Genomic DNA, 21,904 nt, shown 5'->3' with positions numbered 1-21,904 from the left:
GATAAGGGCGATTGTATTTAATTACAATGCCTGAATACTGTTTTCGTCTATTTCGGCGCTAAATAGCTGCTGAAATTGTACTATGTTTTCATCAGATGTGATCACATCTATTGCTTGCTGGTGTCGCCCTGCATCTATTTTTTGCTGAATTAAATAAGGCGAGTCAATCACCCCTTTTGCAAAGTTAATACTCAGCGATACGTTATGCCCGTAAATGCTTGATAACGCCGCATCGAGCTTTTGCCTAAGCATGGGCGTATCTAAGTGTTTTTGCGATTCATCCACGTCAATATGTAAACTGTCGCCTTGCTTGGTAAAAATCGAGTGTAATGCAAATTGGCGCATTCGCCCACCAAGCCCCATACGCTTAATTAAATAAGCCCACTCATCTTGCTGATGCGCAAATTTAATCTCGCTAATTGGGCTTTGAAAATCATCTGGGACCGGTATAGCGGGCTCTTGCTCTATTACCTCAGGCTTTTTTTGCGGATTAATTTGCTCCAGCAGCTCAGGCGCTAAGTTTTCAGTAATTGTTTGATGCTTTTCTTTAAAATCAACCTTACGCGCTGGCTGGCTTTGCGTTACTGGCTCAGCTGGCGTTTGGCTCCCTGTTACTGGGAGCGTTGGCTTTTTTTCGCTATCGCCTTGCGCATGGTCATGCCATGGCGGTGAATCGTTTTGTGACTCACTCGCTTGCAGGCTTGTATTATGTGGCTTTGCTTCGCTGTTAGGCGTAGCTTGGGCAGGCGTTTTTGGTGTTTGCGCTTGCTCAGGGGTATTTACACTCCCCCCTGAAAGCCTGCCTGCCCCCGATATATTTCTATCCCGTAAAATTCGCGCAATTGCTGATTGTGCTTGAGCTTCTTGTTCACGCACACTGCTATCTTTAGCATCGGCGCTTTCAGGCGCGGGTTGTGTGTGTTGCGCTACAGATGCAGGGTTATAACCTTGCTCTACCGCACTGCTCATAACATCATCAAATTGTGCAGCTAAGCTTTGCTCCATATTACTGTGTTGCAGATAAGCATCGTCTTCACTTTGGCGCTCAGCAGCATCGTCACTCTTAGCAATGTGCTCACTTTGCTGCACAGGGCTCGGTATATCGTTTTGCGGGCTTTGAGCCGCAGCTGATGCGCTGTTGCTGTTTTGCTCACTTGGCGAGCGTGTTAGCTGCTCTGTGGGCGGTTGCTCTACTGGTTCATCAATTGTTTGGCTTTGCGCAGTGCTTTGATTTTGGCTTTTCTCAACCATTACTTGCGGAGCAGGGGTTTCGGCTTGCGATGGTGTTTTATTTTTATTTAATATATCACGCAGCGCATCGGCACGGCCTTTACTACTGGTAGGCGCAGGCGTTGCTGCACTTGGTGTGTCACTAGGCTCAGGAAGCGATTGAGCAAGCGTTGTACCTGCAGATTCAAATGCTAATAAACGCAGCATTATCATTTCAAAGCCTAAACGAGGCTCTGGCGCCCATTGTAAGTCTTTTTTACCGTTTAATAGTAACTGGTAATAAACCTGTATTTGTTGAGCCTGGGTGTGCTGTGCAACATGACTAACATAATCGGCGTTTTTATCATCAAGTTGCGCTGCTTGCGGGACAAGCTGAGTTAATTGAATAAGGTGAGTTAATGCAATTAAATCATCAAGTAGCGCAATATAGTTAGGATTACGGCTCGCTACTTGGGCTATTTCGTCCATCAGTGCGCCACCATCTTGTGCTAACAAAGCAGCAAGCAAACTTTGGCTGTAATGTGTGTCCATTAAACCAAGCATAGCTTGTACGGCTTGATTATTTATGTCGCCGTTGGTTTGCGCAATAGCTTGATCAGTTAAGCTTAACGCGTCACGCATACTGCCATCAGCGGCTTTTGCAATAATACTTAGCGCATCTTTATCAAAGTTTAATTCCTCTTGAGTAAGGACATGCTCAAGCTGAGTTTTAATTTCGCTTTGCGAAAGTGCATTTAAGTTAAACTGTAAACAGCGCGATAAAATGGTAACAGGTAACTTTTGCGGATCAGTGGTTGCCAGTAAAAACTTCACATGCTCTGGCGGCTCTTCTAACGTTTTTAATAACGCGTTAAAGCTATGCTTAGAGAGCATGTGTACTTCATCTATTAGGTATACTTTGTAACGTCCACGCGTGGGGGCATATTGAACGTTATCAAGAATTTCACGAGTATCTTCTACTTTGGTGCGAGAAGCGGCATCGATTTCAAGTAAGTCAATGTATCGCCCTGCTTCTATGTCAGTACAACTGCTACATTGCCCACAAGGAGACGCCGATATACCCTCATCACAATTTAAGCTTTTAGCAAAAATACGCGCAATGGTCGTTTTACCCACACCACGGGTTCCAGTGAATAAATAAGCGTGATGCAGTCTATTTTGCGTTAGCGCATTAACAAGCGCTTGCTTTACATGAGACTGGCCAACCAATTCATGAAAGGTTTGCGGACGCCATTTTCTCGCTAGAACCTGATAACTCATCAATTACTCGCCTTCAAACTCAACCAGTTTTAAGATTTTAATACCCATTTTTTCTATACGCTGCTCACCACCAAGCTCTGGTAATGAAACAACAAACGCTGCATCAGTGGCTGTGCCGCCTAATTTTGCAACTAGCTTTGCTGTGGCTTCAATTGTGCCACCAGTAGCTAATAAATCGTCAACTAATAATACTTTGTCGCCTGGGACAATAGCATCAACATGAAGCTCTAATGTGTCTTCACCGTATTCAAGTAGGTAATCTTGGCGAATCACTTCGCGTGGTAGCTTGCCTGGCTTACGAACAGGAATAAAAGGGATCCCTAACGCGTAAGATAGCGGTGCACCAAAAATAAAGCCGCGAGATTCTGTACCAATAATCTTTGTAAAGCCTTGGTTTTTATATTCGTTTATAAAAGCATCGATTGTTGCTTTAAAGGCTTCTGGATTTGCCATTAGTGTTGTTACATCACGAAACATAATGCCTGGTTTAGGATAGTCGGCAATGGTTGCGATACTGTTTTTAATAATAGCGGGTGTTACTTGAGTCATAAGTTTAATTGCTCAATAGTTTATATTTCAAAGCAGCTGATTATAACCTTAACTGACGTTAAAATGCGAGTTTGCTGTTATTAATACCGAGGTGGTTTGAAAATTATAAGGGTGGAGGAAGAAAAGAAGCTTAAGGCTGATATAAACAACAGCCTTAATAGAGCAAGGAGCTTTAAGTTAGGCTTGTGATCCAGCCTAAAATCGCATTTAAACAGCCAATACCCACAAAAACTGCTAAAAAAGCAATAAAGTAAGTAGCGTTAAACGGATCTTTAAAGTCTTTATCATCTGACATTGGTATAACCTTTTTTTAAGCACGACAAATAAGGCTGCCATGATAGACGAAGTAAAAAAATCTATAAAGACCTTAATGTTGATTTTTTGTCACGATAATACCGCGCTCGCACATTGCATTAAGCGTACTTAACGCACCATGCGCAATTTGTTGTTCGCTAAAATTAGGCGCGTGGACTAAAACCTGCTGGCATACACTTTCAAACTCAATGCCCGCATTGGATTCTATTATTGAAAGTAGCAAGGCGGTCATTGCATTTGTGGCTAAAAACTGTACGTCGTCGTTATCATCTCTGTATACAACAAAGTAATTAGGCTGCTCAGATGGCGTGCTGGGTTTATACTCTGTGCTGATATTTTGCACCGCATACTGGTAGCTTAAATTACGCGCTACACTCGATAAGTAAAGTGTAGAACTGGTTAGTTCAGTGCTTTTTAAGCGTTGCTCATTGGTATCTTCATTCGCCACGGAAACATCAAGCTCTATCCACTCATAATGTGCCAGCTCCAGCATAAATGCATAATCGTACTCTTGCAGGGTATAGCTGCTCGATAAGTAATTAATAAATTCCCCTGCTATGTCTAAAAAATAAGGCGACTTACAGTCATGCTCACTAAAAAATGCCCTTATTAATTTTTGCCATTGCTGCTGTGTATATAAAGTTTTAAGCACCGGAAAACCAGATGAGATAAACCCTGCAATATTATTAAAAAATAAGTCGCGGTAAATCGCCATGCGTCTATCTTCAATATCGTTTGGCTTTGGGTTATGCTCAGGCTCACGTATGTGCGCCATAAACTCATTTTGGCTGTCAATAAAGCTCATATTCCTTCCTTTATGCTAATTGCTGAGTAGGCGATGCGCATAACTGCTTATTTTGTAAATCGTGAATAATATCAAGCTCTTTTGTAAGTGTATTTATACTTGGAATATTAAAATCACGCTCCAATAAGGTAGGAAACACCCCATGCGCTTGGTACGCTTTATCAAGTAAGTCCCATACGGGGTCAATAACATCAGCGCCGTGGGTATCAACAATTAAATCATCGGCTTCATTGTAGTGCCCAGCTACGTGCCCATATGCAATGCGTTTTGAAGGCAACCCTAATAAAAACGCTTCGGCGTTGTAACCATGATTAATTGAATTAACATAAATATTATTTACATCAAGCAGTAGTTTACAATCGGCTTGCTCTAAAATCGTGTTTGTAAATTCAAGCTCAGATAACTGCTGGCCAGGCGCCGCATAATAAGAGACATTTTCGATGGCTATTTGGCGCTCTAAAATATCTTGCACTTGTTTGATGCGAGGTACAACGTGTGCAATGGCATCTTCAGTAAAAGGGATTGGCATTAAATCGTACATATGCCCTTTTCCAGAACAGTAACTTAGGTGCTCACTGAATAGTTTAATGTTGTGCTGATCAAAAAACGTTTTTAGCGATTTAACAAATTCAATATCAAGAGGTTCAGGCGAGCCGATAGAAAGCGATAAACCATGGCAAACAAAATTATTGGCGTCAGTTAAGGTTTTAAATTGTTTTTTAAAGCGCCCTCCCAGCTTAAGCCAGTTTTCAGGCGCTACTTCCATAAAATCAATTTGCTTTGGTGTATGCGCTAGTAGTTCATCAAGCATCTCTCGACGAAGACCTAAGCCCACCATCCCAAATGCTGAGTTTTGTGTTGCTCTCATCATTATCTCCTAAAACAAAAAGGGCCTTTTGGCCCTTTTAGCATAACGTATATCTGAGTAAATCAGGTACTTAAATCAGCCTGTTATTGGCCGCCACATTTGCCTTCGCCGCATTTACCTTCTTTTTTACCTTTTGCGTCGCCGCCACATTTACCTTCACCGCACTTACCTTCTTTTTTGCCTTTTGCGTCGCCACCACATTTGCCTTCGCCGCATTTACCTTCTTTTTTGCCTTTAGCGTCGCCGCCACATTTGCCTTCGCCGCACTTACCTTCTTTTTTTCCTTTTGCGTCGCCGCCACATTTGCCTTCGCCGCACTTACCTTCTTTTTTACCTTTTGCGTCACCGCCACATTTGCCTTCGCCGCACTTGCCTTCTTTTTTACCTTTTGCGTCACCGCCACATTTGCCTTCACCGCACTTACCTTCTGCCGCATCAAGCTGGTATCCGGTTACTAACTGTTGAAATTCAAATGGGTTTGCTTGTGCATCTGCAGAGGCAAAACTTGCAGAGCCAACAACTACTGCACCTAAGGTTAACGCGATTGAGTTTTTCTTTACTGTATTCATTGTATGACTCTCTTATATAAGTGTGTATTAAGATAACGCAAACTAATTATTGTCAATTATGCGTTGCTTGTATAATTAAATAGACCCGCTATCAAATAAAAACTTTCATTTATTTTCATTTTTTTTACTTTTAAATTTATACATACAAATATGGGCAGTAATTTAAGTTTTATCAAACCATACTTTGCAGGTACACTACGCACCCGTTTTTTCAATAAAAATACTCTATGAAACTTGTTTTAGCGCCTATGGAAGGTGTTGTTGATTTTAAAATGCGCCAACTTCTTACCAATATTGGTGGCTTTGACCTATGCGTAACAGAATTTGTTAGAGTAATTGATAAATGTTTACCGGCTAAAGTTTTTCATCGCTATTGCCCTGAGCTCAATAATAACGGTTTAACCAAAGCCGGTACTCCTGTGCGCGTACAGTTATTAGGGCAAGTGGCCGACGTATTAGCAGAAAATGCGGTTAGAGCTATCGAATTAGGCTCCCACGGTATAGATCTTAATTTTGGCTGCCCTGCAAAAACGGTAAATAAAAGCCGCGGGGGCGCTGTACTGCTAAAAGACCCTGATCATATGTATAACATAATCAAAGCGGTAAGGGATGCGGTAGATAGTAAACATCAAGTAAGCGCTAAAATACGCTTGGGCTTTGATGATGATAGCAATAGCCAAGAAATTGTAGATGCCGTTGTCAGCGCCGGTGCAGATAGTATTGCAATACACGCCCGTACTAAGCGTGATGGTTATAACCCACCTGCATACTGGGAAAAAATCCCCCCGCTAATAAAAGGTAAAAACATAGCCGTGGTTGCCAATGGTGAAATTTGGCAAGTGGAAGATGCTCTACTTTGCCAAACCCGAAGCCAGTGTAGCGATTTAATGCTAGGGCGCGGTGCGCTTTCTCACCCTGATTTAGCAAAAAAAATTAAAGCTCATGTTAATAATGAACAATATAATGGCCTAGAGTGGGAACATATAATTTATCATTTGATTCACTCTGCTATTCATCAAGACCCCACACAAGATGAAAAATATTTTGCCTCTCGTACTAAACAATGGCTGGGTTATCTAAAACGCCAATACCCACAAGCCAATGCACTATTTGATGAAATAAGACGTCTTAAAGTAAAAGGTGATGTAGCACAGGTTTTAAAAAAATACGCTAAGTCTCCGCAACTTGATTCAAATCATAGCGTATAACCAGCGCAGCTCAGATAATACCGGTATAACGAAACGCTAAATGAAGGTTATACCAATATGCTTTATCAGCAACAACTGCACAGTGAAATAGCACACGTTAAATCAGTAATATTAGCGATGCTGAGCCAATCTGCACACCCTGCCCATCTTAAGCTACGTGACGTTATATTAACTAGCCAGCATAACGAATGGCTTGACACTGCCACCTACCACTTAGGCCCTGAATATCAAACTTTAGTTAATAGGCTGACAGAATTAGAAGCGGCAATAAGCCAAATTGATATTGGTCAATACGGCTATTGCTGCGATTGTGAAGAAGCAATTTCTGAGCAGTTACTTAAACAAGACCCTGCAACACAACGTTGTGAAATGTGCGCTAAGCGCACATAAGCGCTTAAAGTGTTAATAATTGCTCAGCAAAACTAAAAGCGTGGCCTGGGTAAAGCACACTATCTTCAACTAAATACTGCGCATCGCGCTGTGAAATAGCTAAACGTTTTACTAAGTTCACTTTTGCCTGAGATAAGGTCCATGCATGGTAGTGTATACCTACATCAGTTTCCATTAGCGCAAGCATTAGCCTTTTATCTTCTGGGCTCAGCTGGCTGTTTTTAGCCATAGCTGGCAACAGCATGTAATCAGTTTGCCAATCAATCCCTTTTACTTTTGGCGCCTTGCTTAAATATTGGCTAATAAACGAAGTACTATGATGCTCGTTATAGCTCAAATTAGGTGCAGTGTGCGAGTTCATTTGAAGATGCTGATTGATAGTATCAACCCATTGCAAAGGCGACTTAACCGCCCCACTGAAGTAATTTAGTTTACTTTGATACCATTCACTGCCATTAGCAAGTCCACGTAAGCCAATGCTTCCCCTTGGTTTGTACTGGGCCAAGTAATCATTAAACTCTGCAATCTGGGCTTTTAAATCGTTTGCGCTAGATTGTTTTAATAGTGGCGTTTGTAAGTAACCCTGCAGGAGGTTTAATTCAACCTTGTTTAATCTCAAATTGCTTTGCATCGCACTGTCTAATTGATCTTGAGTGAACTTAAGCCACTCAATTACCTCGTTAGCCTTAGTACTTTGAATTTGCGCTGATAATAAGTTGTCTAACACATTGACCTGTGCAGGCCAGCTGAAAAAGCGCTCAGGAAAGCGCTCAGCAATAATTAAGTAATTTAGCTGCTGCGTTTGCGCGTTTGAAAGAGTCATTGTTTGTAGGCGCTGATACATCTGATGACGAAGCGATAAATACGCTGAGGAAAAAGGCAATACTTGTTCAGTGGATATACTTGCAGTGCCCGCAGGCTTTAGCGCCGTGTTTAAATTTTTAATACTCTGCTGCGCAGCATCATAAGATTCAAAAGGCGGTGGTTGTTTTGAACAAGCAACCAAAAACAGACTAAATAGGACAGACAAAAGATGCGTTTTATTCATTATAAATTCCAATAAAAAAAGCCCCATAGGGGCTTTTTATATAATTGCTAAAACAAATTAAAGTTAAATTTTAACACCGTTGCGAGCGGCTTTATCTTTAATAAATGTAGACCAACCTTTAGCAAACTTACGTGTGCGTGGGTCGTCCATTGCTTTAGTAATAGCAGCATAAGCTTGCTTGTATTTAGCTTGGTAGTAGTACGCTTCAGCTAAATCTGAATAAATGGTGCCTTTTTTGTCAGAGCCAAGCTCTAACGCTTTGTTCAAACGAACAACAGCAGCACTAAAGTTCTCAGATTGTAAAAGTAACGATCCTGCTTTGCGGTAAAGCTCTGCATCGTCGTCAAATTTAGCAGCTTCTTCGTAGTACTTAGCAGCTTTTTCGATGTCTTTAGAACGGTGGTAGTTACTAGCAATTGCGTTAACATTTTGCTTAGTACGCTTAACTTTGTCTTCTTTAATAGCATTTTCAAGGGTTTTAGCCGCTTTAAATGGAATTTCGTTTAAAGAATAAAAGTTAGAAAGTACTTTGTAATCTACTTCCGCTTCAAAATAGCCATTTTTGAATGCTACTTCCATGGTCGCTAGACCTTTAGAGTAGTCTTCGGTTTGTAGGTAGTATTTACCTAAACTAACCCAGGCTTTTTTGTCATCTGGCCAAACTCGTACAATCTCTTCACCAATTTTCACCATGTTGGCGTAGTCTTTAAGTTCAAAGTAAGAACCTAATTTTAATTGGTAAGGGGCCTTGTTAGGCTCCTTTTGTAAAGAGATTGCCTTGTCGGCAGGTTTAAAAACATCACGAAACTGACCTAACTGATAGTTAGCTTGCGCAATACGAGTATACACTTTAGGGTCTTCTTCGCCGGTGAAGTCCATCCAAGCTGTATAAGCTTTTTTGGCTTCTTGAAACTTTTCAGTACCTGCGTATAAATCACCTAATAGCTTTAAAGTTTGCTCGTGATCTGCGAAGTTTAATATATCAGGGGCAACAGCTTGTCTAGAGTATTTAATCGCTTCATCGTACTTCTCTTTTTGCGCGTACATGCTACCTAAGTAACGATTTACAGTCGCTTTATCGAAGTCGTTAGATGCGTCAATCTCTTTTAACAAGGCAATTGCTTCATCAATTTTGTCTTCATTGTACAAGTCAAACGCTTTAATTACCTTTTTACCAGTACGCTCGCCCATGATTTTAGTCTTGGCTTTTTTACGCTCTTCAATTTTAGCGTAATCCGGCGCTGCTAATACAGGTGCAGTTATAGCTGCACCTGACACAGACATAAGAATTGCAAGAGCAGTTACTTTAGATAAATTTCTCATTACTCGCCTCCTTAGCCTTGGTTAAGTTTAAAGTCTAGTTGAACTTGTAAACCAACTTGTTTCTGTGGTTTACCGTCAATAATTTTAGGACGGTATTTCCACTTGCGTAATGCACGTTTAGCTTCACGGTCAAAGATACGTTTTGGTTCTGCGTCAATAACTTGAACGTCAGTCACGCCACCTAACTCATCAATTGTGAACGAAAGTTGTACCCAACCTTCTTTACCATCACGCGCTGCTTGCGTTGGATATTTTGGTTCAATACGAACGATAGGTGTCGCATCACCATCTCGTCCAAATGCACCTGGACCACTTAGTCCACCAGCCGAACTTCCTACATCAATGCTACCCATGTTAAATGACATAGCACCAGGGTTAGGATTGTTATTCTCCGGCTGTGGCGGCTGCGGTTTAGGCGGCTGCTTTGGCGGTGGCGGAGGCGGAGGCGGAACACGCTTCCTCTCCTGCACCTTAGATTCAGGCGGATTCGTCATTATTTCGACTATGATCTGCTCTTTTTGTTCAGTATTACGGTCAGCCCCACCAGAGATGAGGTAAGCCATGAAGTAGAACAAGCCGAAAGTAACTGCCCCACCTGCAATCAGTGAAAACAGAAAACGAATCATTACTGATCTCCAGCTATTGAAATTCTCAGGTTGTCACCTGTCGCTTTGATCTGGTCCATAACTTTAACCACTACGCCGTGCTTTGCTTCTTTATCAGCTTGCAAAATCACAACATCAGTAGGTTGTTCTGCTAATAAACTTTCGATTTTTGCTGAAACACGTTCAACATCAACTTGCTGTTTATCAATCCAGATAGCACCATCACTGCGAATAGCAACAAAAATGTTAGCATTTTTTTGCTTCGTAGCTTGGGCCGCTTTAGGTTTATTGACCTCGATACCAGCCTCTTTAACGAACGATGTAGTTACGATAAAGAAAATAAGCATGATAAATACGATGTCAAGCATTGGCGTCATATCTACCGCTGCTTCTTCTTCTTCACGAAAACGTTGTTTACGTGCCATATTTAATTCTCTCTCTAGTGATGAGGCATGCTATCTACAAGTTTGGCTTTCACCATTCTCGCTCTTGCCTCAAGGCGTGAGCTAAAGAAAACTCCAGATAGTGCCGCAACCATTCCAGCCATTGTTGGGATTGTTGCCATTGAAATACCTGATGCCATTAAACGTGCATTACCAGTACCTTGGGTTGCCATGGTTTCGAAAACCGCGATCATACCCGTTACAGTTCCAAGTAAGCCTATTAAAGGACAAACAGCTACTAATGTTTTAATCAACAACATACGCTGATCTAATTTTTCAGACGCTTCAGAAATCCATGCTTCACGGATTCTGTGTGCGTACCAAGACGTAGTGTCTTGGCGGGCATCCCACTTTGCTACAATATCCTTCGTTAAACGAGGAAATTCAGCAAGTAGGAACCAATAGCGCTCAATCATTAAAACCCACATAAGAAAGAGTGCTATCGCGACCACGTATAATACCTGGCCGCCTGTGCCAACAAAATCCCTGATAGATTCCCATATCTCCATCAGGACTAGCATTAGGCTTTCTCCTTCTCCGCGTGAGTAGCAACGATACCCGCGCTTTGCTCATCAAGGATATGTAATACTGACTTACTACGACCTGCAACAATTGAATGAAGTAGGATAAGTGGTAGTGCAGCAATTAGACCTAGCGCTGTAGTTACAAGAGCTAGAGAGATGTTACCAGCCATGATCTTAGGATCGCCCGTACCGAACAATGTGATTGTTTGGAACGTTAAGATCATACCGATTACTGTACCTAGTAGACCAAGTAACGGTGCGATTGCAGCAAGAATCTTGATGATGTTGATGCCAGCTTCAACACGTGGCGTTTCACGTAAGATAGCTTCATCAAGTTTAAGCTCAAGGTTTTCAACGTCTTGGCTCTTGTTGTCATGGTACACTTTAAGAATACGACCCAGTGGGTTGTTTGTATTCGGTGTAGACAAGTTTTTAAGCTGAGACTTGATCTTAGAAGTAGTAAGCGCTAAGTCAACGAAACGTACTAAGAAGATTAGTAGACCAACAGCTAATAAAACTGTGATGATGTAACCAACTTCAGCACCTTGCTCGTAGTATTCCATAAGCGTTTTCTTCTGCGTGTTGATACGTAAGATTGCACCACGAGTCGGGTCAATGTATACGCCAGCGTAATTGTCAGAAGAAGTACCTTCAAGAGCAGAGATACCATCTAAAATGTAGCTATCAGGTTGTTTACCTAAAGGCTGAATAGATTTTGTCTCTGGCGAGTAGATTAAGTAACCTTCGTCAGTAACTAAGTTAAAGTTACCAATACGTGTTACTTGCTTAACTGTAGAGTTACCGTCAAGACCTGACACTTCAGTTTCAAAAGTAGAAACTTTTGCTGACTCAGTCATTTCTGTTTGAAGTGCAATCCAAAGTTCTTCAAGTTCACGAACTGTTGGAAGTTCTTTAGCTGCTGCTAATGAACGAAGTACTTCTGCACGGCCTGGCTTTTCAGCACTTACTAGTGAAGCTTCGATAGAACCGATAGCGTCTTGCGCTGCACGACGTACAACACCAAACATTTCACCAAGAGTACCTTGTGCGTTTTGAAGCGCTTGCTCTTTTTCAGCTAATGTATTTTCGTTTTGTGCATATTGCTTAGCTAAGCTGTCACCGCGTGCTTTTTCAGACGCTAATTGGCTTTTTGCTTTGTTAAGTAATGCTTGCTTGTCAGCACGTTCTGATAAGAACTCTTGCTCACGTTGCTTATTGATTTTACCTTCAGAGATACGTTCTTGCTTTACTTGCTCAAGAATTTTATCTAAAGCATCAGTATTTGCATGTGCATTAAGCGCGGTACCTGCAGAAACAGATAGTACTGCTGCAACAGCAAAACCTTTAAATAGTTTCTTCATTATTCGATTACTCCGCGCCAAAGATTGGTAGTTTAACAAGTTCTAGTGTCGCTTGCTTACGCGCCATACGAATCACTTCTTTAACTGGTTTTAGGTATTCTTCACCTAATTCTTTCCACTCTTTAGTGTTGTTGTCCCACACCCAAGCGTGTTTTAAGTCAAAAGATTGTGCTACGTAAGTGATACGACCTAAACGACCGATATCAACGTTAATGTTTTTACCATCAACTTCTAAAGTACCTTGAGAAGCAGTTACAGCCGAGCTGTAAGCAGTTTCAACTGTGTATGCTTCAAGAACTTGGCGGAATTTCTCAGACGTCGTTACAGACGCAGAAGCCATGATTTCACGAAGTCTTTCTACACGAGCAAGACGAGAATCAAGATTGAACGGAACGTCCGCTTTGATGAATTGCTCAAGCGTATCGATCATGCGATACATCAAAGGCACAACGTTTTGTTTAGTGTTGTCGATAGTAGCGATTTGACGGTCAAACGATTCGATTGACGCATTTTGGTCAGCGACCAAACGTGCTACGTGATCGTTGTACACTTTCATAAGTTCAGTCTCATCAACAATACTACGGTACTCAGCGATTAGCTCTTGAGTTTGACCGTATACGTTGTCAATTTTAGTTTGAGACTTAACAGCAGCCTTTTGAATTTGCTGACCTGCTTTTTGCACGTCATTCAAAGGATCTGCAATCACATTGCTGCTTGCAAATGCAAAAGCGCCAACCAACGCAGATGCTACAAGACTCTTTCTGATTTTAACAGACATAGTTCCCAACCAATTAAGTAATGTTACTTTTATAATTTAATTATCAACCTTATTAAGGGTGACAACCCTGATATCTTTTAATAGATATCAACCCTCCAATAATGCTAAATGCAATACGCCCTGTCAACTTGATGTTAGCTATTCTAAGTAAATAAATACCTTGAAAAAGCTAAAACTAAAGTATTACAAAAAATACTGTTAACATAAATGCAACCAATATTAAGGCGTTTTAGCATTATATAGCCCCTTTAAAATTAAACACTAGTTAAAAATTAGACACTTACATGAAACAAAAATGCAACATCTAAACAAAACTGAATTGCACCTTAAAAAAAAACAAAAATAATAAAAATGTGACAATTTGATGAACTAGATTTGGTTAAATTAGGCTAAAAACACATCTTAACTTACAAATCCTGCGCTTCATCGTATAAAAATACAACAATTCGAAAGTGGTTTTGAAATGATGTATAAATATTACTGCATTTAAGTTAATGGCTTTCACTTTGCTAAGCCCAAGTTAAGCCTTATTAAAGTTAGTAAAACACTCAGTTAATTACACGGTTTTTAATACACACTATGCGTGTGGTAAATGTATTGTTTAACCTTGGTAAGTATGCAGATTATGAGCTGTTAGTGTATTGAAGCGGCGTTGCTATTAAACAGGGTTTTTAACTATTTAAATGGCAAATATGTTAAACGTGTTTGAAGCTAGAACGAGAAGTAAATTTTAACGTTTGACTGTATTAGGGAGTGAACAAACAATATTAGAGAGTATAAAAACAATGAGGAAGATTTTGAGGAATTATGGTGAAACAGAAAACTGCTTCACCAAGATGAACTAAGGTTCACATAATTAAAATTATGCTACTTCTACGTTCTCAGCTTCAGGGCCTTTTTGACCTTGTTTGATGCTGAAAGTCACAGCTTGACCTTCGCTAAGAGTGCGAAAACCAGAACCAGTGATTGCGCTGAAATGTACAAACACGTCAGGACCATTTTCTTGTTCAATGAAACCAAAGCCTTTAGCTTCGTTGAAAAATTTTACTTTACCAGTAACCGACATACTAAATTTTCCTGTAAGTCAATAATTAAAATTCAGCCATATTATTATGGCTATATCCTCCCTGAGTCAGTGCCCAAAATTCTGGAGGTATAGTACAGGAACAAGTTTTAACCTAACCGGTAACCTTAAACGCAGCACAATATCCGTAAATTCAATACGCAAAAACTCAAAGCAAGTTAAGGTTAACACATTAATTTTTTTTTGGCTCTATTAATTAAGATTTATTTACTCAGAACAAAAATAAATAAAGCATCATATGTAAGTGGTTATTTTTAAAGCTAAAACTGAACAAAAAACGACAGCTTTGTTGCTCGTAATTGTAACAATTCATGTATAACAGCTTAGCTTAACAAATAAAGTACCTCGTAAAGAGCGTTAAAACTCGCGTAAAGATTGAATTTCAAGCAAATAAAAAGCCGTACAGCAAGCTATACGGCTTTAATACAATGCTAATTTAAAGCAGTTTACTTAACCTGCCAGTCAATCGTAGCTTCTGCTTTAATAGGCACAACTTGTGAGTCACCAAGCGTGTAACTTGCGGGGACTTGCCAAGGTCTTTTCTCTAGGGTAATTGTATCGGTGTTACGGGCAAGTCCGTAAAAGTCAGGCCCAAAATGGCTTGCAAAGCCCTCAAGTTTATCCAGTGCGCCTGCTTCTTCAAAGGCTTCGGCGTAAAGTTCAATCGCAGCATGTGCTGTATAGGCGCCAGCACAACCGCATGCCGCTTCCTTTTTATCTTTATAATGTGGTGCTGAGTCAGTCCCTAAAAAGAACTTTTTATTTCCACTTATAGCTGCCGCCATTAATGCTTGTTGGTGAATATTGCGCTTTAAAATAGGTAAACAGTAATAATGCGGACGTATGCCACCAGCTAACATGTGGTTACGGTTGTACAATAAGTGATGCGCGGTAATGGTTGCCGCCACATTTTGCGGTGCGGCTGTCACAAAATCAACAGCGTCTTTTGTCGTAATGTGTTCAAGCACTATTTTCAGATTTGGAAAATCAGCGACAACATCGCCTAAAATCGTCTCTAAAAATACTTTTTCACGGTCAAAAATATCTATTGATGAATCAGTCACTTCACCATGCACTAATAACAGCATGCCCACGTCTTGCATCGCTTCTAATACAGGGTAAATATTCTTTACTGATGTGACCCCAGAGTCTGAGTTAGTGGTTGCCCCAGCGGGGTACAACTTGGCAGCAACAATTTTGCCCGTTGCTTTGGCTTTTTTAATTTCTTCAGGTGTGGTTTTATCTGTTAGGTAAAGCACCATTAAGGGTTCAAAGTTGCCCTGCGGCCCCGCTGCCATAATTCGCTCTCGATAAGCTAGCGCTAAATCAGTGCTCGTTGCTGGCGGTACAAGGTTTGGCATTATGATGGCGCGGCCCATGTAGCGGCTAATATCGCGTACTGTATCTTTAAGTTGCTCACCATCACGTAAATGGACATGCCAATCATCAGGACGAGTTATGGTTAATGTGTTTTTTGAATCGGTATTAATGCTCATTACTTTTTTCCACGGCTGAATTTATCCGATCATAGGCATATGGAAAGATCTAGTAAAGTGTTATCTAAACTATTCCCCTTTATGAGTGCTGCAAAATACTATTGGGTTTAAGTTTAACGACGATTACACTCGTTTAAGCGTTTTATTTTGAACATGCTTCAAATTTGGGTTAACTTATCAGTGCTAATACAAATAAAAAGAATAAAATTACCCTATGTCGAATCATATCGATACCTATAAAGCGCTCGAAGTTAAAACTGAACAACTGAGCATAATAAATCAGTTTTCCTCAAGCTTATTACAGCTCGATACCCTAGAAGAGTTATTTGAGTACGTAACCACTCAAGTAGTAAACCGCCTTGGGTTTGTTGATTGTGTTATTTACCTGGCTGATGAAACACGTTTACAGCTAAATCAAGTCGCTTCTATGGGCATAACCCACGCCAGAGACGAATACCAAGCAGAGCGTAAAATTATTGGCTTTAACGAAGGTATAACCGGTTATGTCGCCCGTACAGGCACAGCTATTATTATTGGCGATGTAACACAAGACCCTCGCTACATTGCTGATGAACGCCCTGCCCAATCAGAGTTGTGCGTGCCACTTATATACAAGGATCATGTTTTAGGGGTTATTGATTGTGAACATCCAATAAAAAACTACTTCACAAACGCTCACCTAGAAATATTAACCACGGTTGCGCATTTATTAAGTGCTAAGCTAAACCAAGTAAACACGGTCAATAGCTTAACGCACACAGTAAAACAGTTAAATGATGCGCAAAAGCTTGAAAACAGCTTACTGCAAATCGCTAATTTAACCTATAAAGCCAGTAACCTAGATACCTTTTTTGAAGCTCTTCACAGCATAATAAATAGCTTACTTCCTGCAGATAACTTTTTTATTGCCCTTTACGATAAGCAAGTAGACATACTCGATTTGGTTTACATCGTTGAAGAAGGCATTCAAACGCACGCACACAAAAAAATATCAAAAGAGCAATTAAAAGACACAGCTTCGTATTACCTACTAAAATCAGACCGTGTACTGCTATTAAATCAAAACGATTATCAGCAACATATAAATAACGGCGACTTTAAACTTGTTGGCCGTCTTTCTGAATCCTGGCTAGGTGTACCTTTTAAAGCAAATGATAGAATAAGCGGTGTAATTGTTGTTCAAAGTTACGATAAAAAGCTGCATTACAACGAACACGACAGCGCCCTTTTAACCTACGTAAGTAGGCAAATTAGTATGGCCATAGATAGGCAGCTTGCAAGGCAAGAGCTTGAACACAAAGCATTGCATGATGAGCTAACAGGCCTCGCTAATCGCTCGTTACTTATTGAGCGTATTAAACATGCAATTTTGCGTTTGTCGCGTGTTAAAAAAGGCACGAGCCATGCCTTGCTTTATTTAGATTTTGATCGATTTAAAAGTATCAATGATTCGCTTGGCCATGAGGTTGGCGATCACTTTTTAATTAAAATTTGTGAGCTCATAAAAGGCACCGTCAGAAACACTGATACGTTTGCACGACTTGGTGGGGACGAATTTGCTATTTTTATGGAAAACATCACACACCGAAACCAGGTTAGCGAAGCGCTAAAACGAATAAACACAGCCCTTGCTAAGCCACTTAATGTCGATAGTCATTTATTGCAAGCATCAACCAGCATTGGCATCGCCTTTAGTGAAAGCAGCGACGATAAAGCCTATTTGTTATTACAGCAAGCCGATGCCGCCATGTACGAAGCTAAATCAAGCGGGCGTGGCCAAGTTAAGTTTTTTAATAACACCATGCGTAAAAAGCTCAAAACACATGCCGATATAGAAAACGACTTACAACACGGCATTGAACACAACGAATTTGAGCTTTATTTTCAACCTATTTTTACTATAGCGACAAGTGAAGTTGTCGGCTTTGAGGCATTAGTGAGATGGCACCATCCTAAAAAAGGGTTTGTGCCACCAAATGAGTTTATTCCGATAGCCGAAACCACCGGGCAAATTATTAACCTCGATTTGCACTTGCTTGACCTCGCTGCACAACATATTGCGCACTGGCACACATTAGGGCATCGCTTTTTAAAAGTAACGGTCAATGTGTCATCGCGTCATTTTGCCAGTCTCGACTTTGTTGCCCAAGTTCACGCATTATATAATAAATACCAACTGCCTTTAGGGTCGTTATGTTTAGAAATCACTGAATCAGGGCTTATTGCTAACCTTGATTTAGCAACCCAAATAATAGAAGGGCTAGCCCCACTTAAAGTGAAGTTATGCTTAGATGACTTTGGTACTGGATACTCAGCACTTGGTTACTTACACCAATTACCTATTCATATTTTAAAAATAGATAAAAGCTTTATCGATCACCTCAACAAAACCAATAACCCGTTAGTAGAGGCCATTCTCTCATTAGCGCAGTCACTAAACTTTGAAGTTGTGGCTGAGGGAATCGAAACCCAAGAGCAACTAAATATTTTACAAGCCACTCAATGTAATTACGGTCAAGGCTTTTTAAAGTCAAAACCGGTTACAGCACAACACGCCATTAAGCTTATCCACAAACCCCTGTAGTAGCTGTTATCCAAAGGCTTACTTTTTCACAACCAAAAAGGTGTAAAAAGTAAGCCCCGTAATACCCATTCGTTTATTTAAGCGCTCAGTTTTAAAGCAATAAAAACATATTATTACTGTTTAAGCTTTAGCCCATTAAAAACAGACCTGTTATTACGCGTTGTGATAAATACTTATCCCTCTTAAAAACCAGTGCCTTTTATTAAGCTGCCCTACCCATAACGCTGCTTTAAACAGCCGCTGTATAACCCAACAAAACAACTTGAGCTAAACTCATGCCAAACTCATCAAACCAGTAGTAACTAAAGCACCCACATTAGTTAATTTAACTTTAAGGGATTATTTTAGTAATTAATAGATTGTTTTAGCCATCTAGACGTTGAAACGTTTTTTGTAAAGGCGTAGTATGTAGTCAATCTGAGCCAAACTCACTTTTCCCTTGAGAATTATTAAAGATGATTGATATAAAACACCTTAAAACTATTGCGACATTAAAAGACACCGGATCGTTAGTTAATACAGCCCGCGAATTATTTTTAACGCAATCAGCTTTATCTCATCAAATTAAAGACTTAGAAAACAAATTAGACTGCCAATTATTTGAAAGAAAAACGCAGCCTGTGCGCTTTACGCCACAAGGAATGCTATTACTCGAACTTGCCAACGAAGTTTTACCTAAAGTAGAAGCCACTAAGTGCCGTTTAAAAGAAAGCCTTAATCAACCTATTTCTCAACTGCGCTTAAGTGTTGAATGCCATGCGTGTTTTCATTGGCTGCTTCCTACTATTAAAGAATTTAATAATTTTTGGCCGGATATTAAAATTGACTACGAACGCGGCTTTAGCTACGACGCTATACCTGATTTACTCAATGATGAGCTCGACTTAGTATTAACCTCAGATATACGCGATCCTGATAAACTTGAATACGCTCACTTATTTGATTTTAAATTAAAGCTTATCGTCGCCCCTGATCACGACCTAGCTAAAAAAGCATATGTAACAGCGCTTGATTTAAAAAACGAAACCATTATTTCGTATCCTATTCCGCGCGAGCGACAAGATATATTTAAACACTTTATTCAAAATGCCCGCTTTGACGGCACCTTAAAAAATGTAGATCAAGGCTTATTAATTTTTCAGCTAGTGAGTGCAGGAATGGGTGTAGCAGCGCTGCCTGACTGGTTGGTAACACCTTACGAAAGCCAAGGTTTAATTAAATCTATCCCGCTTGGTGCACTAGGCCTAACCCGCCCTATGTACCTAGCAATGAAAAAAGACATGAAAGACAACCCCGTTTATCGCCATTTTTTAAATACCTGTAAGCAAAATAACGGTCGATAAATCACAAACGAATAAGTAACATAAGGCCTATTGTGTTTTATGTTGCTTGTTATGTTTGAATTAAAAAAATTATTAGGTGGCTTAATTATGCCGCTACCACTATTTGGTTTACTTGCGTTTGTAATGCTAGTTTTGGCGTTTCGTGCACGTAAGTCTGCTTTAGTGATCGCAAGCTTAAGTCTATTGGCGCTTTTAGTGTTAAGTACGCCGTTTGCTGCGCATCAACTGATTAAAAACAATGAGCCCGCGTCATTGGCTTTTAATGCACTAAAACACCCAACCCTTGATAAAATTGTTGTACTGGGTTGCGACATAAACCCTAACCCCGCTTTAAGCGCTAATAATCAGCTAGGAAACTGTGCGCTTACTCGCTTGGTAGAAGGGGTTAAGCTTGCAAAAAAATACCCTAATGCAACGCTTATCGTATCTGGCGGTGGCTATAATAAAGTAACCAATAGCGCGTTAATGAGCCAAACAGCAATAAATTTAGGGGTGAGTAAAAACCGCATAAAACAAAACCCACAGGCAATGGATACAGCCGCAGAAGCCAAACTACTCGCGCCTAAGCTCGTTGATTTTAAGGTTGCACTGGTTACGTCTGTGCTACATATGCCGCGCTCAATAAACCTGTTTAATGCCCAAGGCATTGAGGTAATTCCTGCCGCTACGGATTATCACAATTTTGCGGCTTTACCTTTGTATAAACAATTTATACCAAATGCTGAGGCATTACGTGTAGTAACGCAATATGCCCATGAAGTGATTGGGAATGCTTGGATAAGTATGCGCCGCTGGATAAACCCAGAGGCGCTGTAGAGTATATAAATTTATACTGGGTTATCTATATCTATAAAGCTCACATCAAAACCATGTTCTTTGGCAAGTAGCTCACCAAGGGCTTTAATTCCGTAACGCTCGGTTGCATGATGCCCTGCTGCAAAAAAGTCTATATTTTGCTCTCGCGAGCTGTGAATAGTTTGCTCTGAGGCTTCACCCGTTAGGTATGCATCAATCCCCTGCTCTGCTGCTAAATCGATATAACCTTGCCCGCCTCCTGTACACAGGGCAATGGTGTTAATTTTTTCATCGCGTACAACACTCCTTAAAGGTTCGCGGTTTAAAACTTTGGCTATTTTATTTGCAAACTCGCTACCTGTAAGCGGAGTTTTTAACCGCCCTTTCATAGCAACGCTATTAGTAACGGGTTCAAGCCCTGTCTCTATTTCAATATCGAGCAAATTAGCAAGCTGGGCGTTGTTACCTATAACAGGGTGAATATCAAGCGGTAAATGATAGGCAAATAAATTAATATCGTGCGCTAACAAAGCCCCAATACGGCGTTTTTTCATGCCTGTAATAGGTTGCGATTCACCTTTCCAAAAATAACCATGGTGAACCAAAACAGCATCGGCTTTTTTTTCTATCGCTGCATCAATGAGTGCTTGGCTTGCAGTCACCCCCGTAACAATCGTTCTAATTTCATTTTTACCTTCGACTTGCAGCCCATTTGGACAAAAATCTTTAATTGTGTGAGGCTTTAAAATGTCGTCTAACAGTTGGTTAAATTCTCTACGTTGCATACTTATTACCTTACTCAGCACTGAATTTTGTGCAAATTTTGGCGTTTATAGGGCTAAAATGGAAGGAAAATCGCAAAAAATTGAAAAACAGTTGGAAAATAGGTATAAATACGGCTTCTTTATCTGTGTTCACAACGTATAGGGTCTCTGATGAGCAAACTAGACAAAACAGAAGTTTTATCTGCCTTTGAAGCTGCATATGAAGCTGCCAATGGTAAAAAACCTGAAATTACTACAAAACCTGGCTGGTACAGCATCGATGGTGGCAAAAACTTACGCCTAGCTGATGTAGCAGAGCTAACGAAAGAATTAAGCTCTGGCAAATCGCCTGCACAAGCTGAGCAAAAAGCGCCTGCGAAAAAAACTAAAACTAAAGCTGCTGCGCCTGTTAAAGCACAAAAAACAGCGCCGTTTACTGTTGTAACACAAAGCGAAGACGGCTACACAGCTGAAGAGCTTTGGATTGTTGAGCTTGCAAGTAAAGATCACGACTGTCGCTTACCGCGCGGTGTTGTTTAAACAACATGTGATTAATAAAAAA

At 40.4% G+C, this 21,904-nt stretch carries 22 protein-coding genes; 6 read left to right on the top strand and 16 right to left on the bottom strand.

Annotated elements, in window-relative coordinates; translation table 11 throughout:
- Positions 1 to 21: 21 nt before the first annotated feature.
- The 6 genes from dnaX to SJY38_RS04970 form a co-directional block, all read right to left on the bottom strand.
- Positions 22 to 2,490 carry a DNA polymerase III subunit gamma/tau gene (dnaX, locus tag SJY38_RS04995; protein WP_288422105.1) on the bottom strand — a complete coding sequence of 823 codons (2,469 nt, stop codon included), beginning with the start codon at positions 2,488 to 2,490 and terminating at the stop codon, positions 22 to 24.
- A 3-nt stretch (positions 2,491 to 2,493) separates the two neighbouring features.
- Complete coding sequence (gene apt, locus SJY38_RS04990) at positions 2,494 to 3,039, bottom strand: adenine phosphoribosyltransferase (protein ID WP_004588124.1); 546 nt, start codon at positions 3,037 to 3,039, stop codon at positions 2,494 to 2,496.
- A gap of 172 nt (positions 3,040 to 3,211) precedes the next feature.
- Entirely contained in the window at positions 3,212 to 3,334 is a 123-nt protein-coding gene (locus tag SJY38_RS04985) for a hypothetical protein (protein ID WP_004588125.1), read from the bottom strand.
- A gap of 72 nt (positions 3,335 to 3,406) precedes the next feature.
- The gene (locus SJY38_RS04980; RefSeq protein ID WP_286740401.1) at positions 3,407 to 4,159 is read right to left on the bottom strand and encodes a DUF2063 domain-containing protein; all 753 of its coding nucleotides are present in this window, start codon (positions 4,157 to 4,159) and stop codon (positions 3,407 to 3,409) included.
- 10 nt (positions 4,160 to 4,169) lie between these two features.
- Entirely contained in the window at positions 4,170 to 4,997 is an 828-nt protein-coding gene (locus SJY38_RS04975) for a DUF692 domain-containing protein (protein ID WP_095206655.1), read from the bottom strand.
- Positions 4,998 to 5,110: 113 nt separating this feature from the next.
- On the bottom strand, positions 5,111 to 5,596 hold the full coding sequence (locus tag SJY38_RS04970; protein ID WP_024033363.1) for a hypothetical protein: 486 nt from the start codon (positions 5,594 to 5,596) through the stop codon (positions 5,111 to 5,113).
- 227 nt (positions 5,597 to 5,823) lie between these two features.
- On the opposite strand from SJY38_RS04970, the gene SJY38_RS04965 reads away from it, so the two are divergent.
- Both SJY38_RS04965 and SJY38_RS04960 read left to right on the top strand, forming a co-directional pair.
- Positions 5,824 to 6,804, top strand: a complete 981-nt coding sequence (locus SJY38_RS04965; RefSeq protein ID WP_096041497.1) for a tRNA-dihydrouridine synthase — start codon at positions 5,824 to 5,826, stop codon at positions 6,802 to 6,804.
- A 57-nt stretch (positions 6,805 to 6,861) separates the two neighbouring features.
- Positions 6,862 to 7,194, top strand: a complete 333-nt coding sequence (locus tag SJY38_RS04960) for a TraR/DksA C4-type zinc finger protein (RefSeq protein WP_096739417.1) — start codon at positions 6,862 to 6,864, stop codon at positions 7,192 to 7,194.
- A 4-nt stretch (positions 7,195 to 7,198) separates the two neighbouring features.
- Here SJY38_RS04960 and SJY38_RS04955 read toward each other — a convergent pair whose 3' ends face one another.
- The 9 genes from SJY38_RS04955 to pyrC all read right to left on the bottom strand — a co-directional run bounded on the left by SJY38_RS04955 (position 7,199) and on the right by pyrC (position 15,856).
- Positions 7,199 to 8,242, bottom strand: a complete 1,044-nt coding sequence (locus SJY38_RS04955; RefSeq protein WP_286740394.1) for a hypothetical protein — start codon at positions 8,240 to 8,242, stop codon at positions 7,199 to 7,201.
- 63 nt (positions 8,243 to 8,305) lie between these two features.
- Complete coding sequence (locus SJY38_RS04950) at positions 8,306 to 9,565, bottom strand: hypothetical protein (protein WP_004588132.1); 1,260 nt, start codon at positions 9,563 to 9,565, stop codon at positions 8,306 to 8,308.
- 11 nt (positions 9,566 to 9,576) lie between these two features.
- On the bottom strand, positions 9,577 to 10,191 hold the full coding sequence (locus SJY38_RS04945) for an energy transducer TonB (RefSeq protein ID WP_004588133.1): 615 nt from the start codon (positions 10,189 to 10,191) through the stop codon (positions 9,577 to 9,579).
- Positions 10,191 to 10,595, bottom strand: a complete 405-nt coding sequence (locus SJY38_RS04940) for a biopolymer transporter ExbD (RefSeq protein ID WP_004588134.1) — start codon at positions 10,593 to 10,595, stop codon at positions 10,191 to 10,193. The genes SJY38_RS04945 and SJY38_RS04940 overlap by 1 nt, the downstream gene beginning before the upstream one ends.
- Positions 10,596 to 10,609: 14 nt before the next feature.
- On the bottom strand, positions 10,610 to 11,134 hold the full coding sequence (locus tag SJY38_RS04935) for a MotA/TolQ/ExbB proton channel family protein (protein ID WP_004588135.1): 525 nt from the start codon (positions 11,132 to 11,134) through the stop codon (positions 10,610 to 10,612).
- On the bottom strand, positions 11,134 to 12,498 hold the full coding sequence (locus tag SJY38_RS04930) for a MotA/TolQ/ExbB proton channel family protein (RefSeq protein WP_004588136.1): 1,365 nt from the start codon (positions 12,496 to 12,498) through the stop codon (positions 11,134 to 11,136). The genes SJY38_RS04935 and SJY38_RS04930 overlap by 1 nt, the downstream gene beginning before the upstream one ends.
- 7 nt (positions 12,499 to 12,505) lie before the next feature.
- Positions 12,506 to 13,276, bottom strand: coding sequence for a DUF3450 domain-containing protein (locus SJY38_RS04925; RefSeq protein WP_004588137.1), 771 nt, complete (start codon positions 13,274 to 13,276; stop codon positions 12,506 to 12,508).
- Between the two features lie 862 nt (positions 13,277 to 14,138).
- The gene (locus SJY38_RS04920; RefSeq protein ID WP_004588138.1) at positions 14,139 to 14,342 is read right to left on the bottom strand and encodes a cold-shock protein; all 204 of its coding nucleotides are present in this window, start codon (positions 14,340 to 14,342) and stop codon (positions 14,139 to 14,141) included.
- A gap of 464 nt (positions 14,343 to 14,806) precedes the next feature.
- Positions 14,807 to 15,856, bottom strand: coding sequence for a dihydroorotase (pyrC, locus tag SJY38_RS04915; RefSeq protein ID WP_286740354.1), 1,050 nt, complete (start codon positions 15,854 to 15,856; stop codon positions 14,807 to 14,809).
- 214 nt (positions 15,857 to 16,070) lie between these two features.
- On the opposite strand from pyrC, the gene SJY38_RS04910 reads away from it, so the two are divergent.
- The 3 genes from SJY38_RS04910 (at position 16,071) to SJY38_RS04900 (ending at position 20,599) form a co-directional block, all read left to right on the top strand.
- Positions 16,071 to 18,440, top strand: coding sequence for a GGDEF domain-containing protein (locus tag SJY38_RS04910; RefSeq protein ID WP_054983093.1), 2,370 nt, complete (start codon positions 16,071 to 16,073; stop codon positions 18,438 to 18,440).
- 455 nt (positions 18,441 to 18,895) lie between these two features.
- Complete coding sequence (locus SJY38_RS04905) at positions 18,896 to 19,783, top strand: LysR substrate-binding domain-containing protein (protein ID WP_004588141.1); 888 nt, start codon at positions 18,896 to 18,898, stop codon at positions 19,781 to 19,783.
- Between the two features lie 51 nt (positions 19,784 to 19,834).
- Positions 19,835 to 20,599 (top strand): YdcF family protein, encoded by a 765-nt coding sequence (locus tag SJY38_RS04900; protein WP_273589112.1) that lies wholly within the window; start codon positions 19,835 to 19,837, stop codon positions 20,597 to 20,599.
- An 11-nt stretch (positions 20,600 to 20,610) separates the two neighbouring features.
- On the opposite strand, the gene SJY38_RS04895 is transcribed toward SJY38_RS04900, so the two are convergent.
- A complete protein-coding gene (locus tag SJY38_RS04895; protein WP_377109356.1) occupies positions 20,611 to 21,363 on the bottom strand; it encodes a Nif3-like dinuclear metal center hexameric protein in 753 nt (250 codons plus the stop codon).
- 150 nt (positions 21,364 to 21,513) lie between these two features.
- Between SJY38_RS04895 and SJY38_RS04890 the strand changes: the two genes are divergently transcribed.
- Positions 21,514 to 21,882, top strand: a complete 369-nt coding sequence (locus SJY38_RS04890) for a hypothetical protein (RefSeq protein ID WP_004588144.1) — start codon at positions 21,514 to 21,516, stop codon at positions 21,880 to 21,882.
- The last annotated feature ends 22 nt before the right edge of the window (positions 21,883 to 21,904 follow it).

This window comes from Pseudoalteromonas sp. R86517 (assembly GCF_042466295.1).
Classification (GTDB): domain Bacteria; phylum Pseudomonadota; class Gammaproteobacteria; order Enterobacterales; family Alteromonadaceae; genus Pseudoalteromonas; species Pseudoalteromonas atlantica.
Note: the sequence above shows the minus strand (reverse complement) of the source record. Positions and strands in the feature narration are given on the sequence as shown.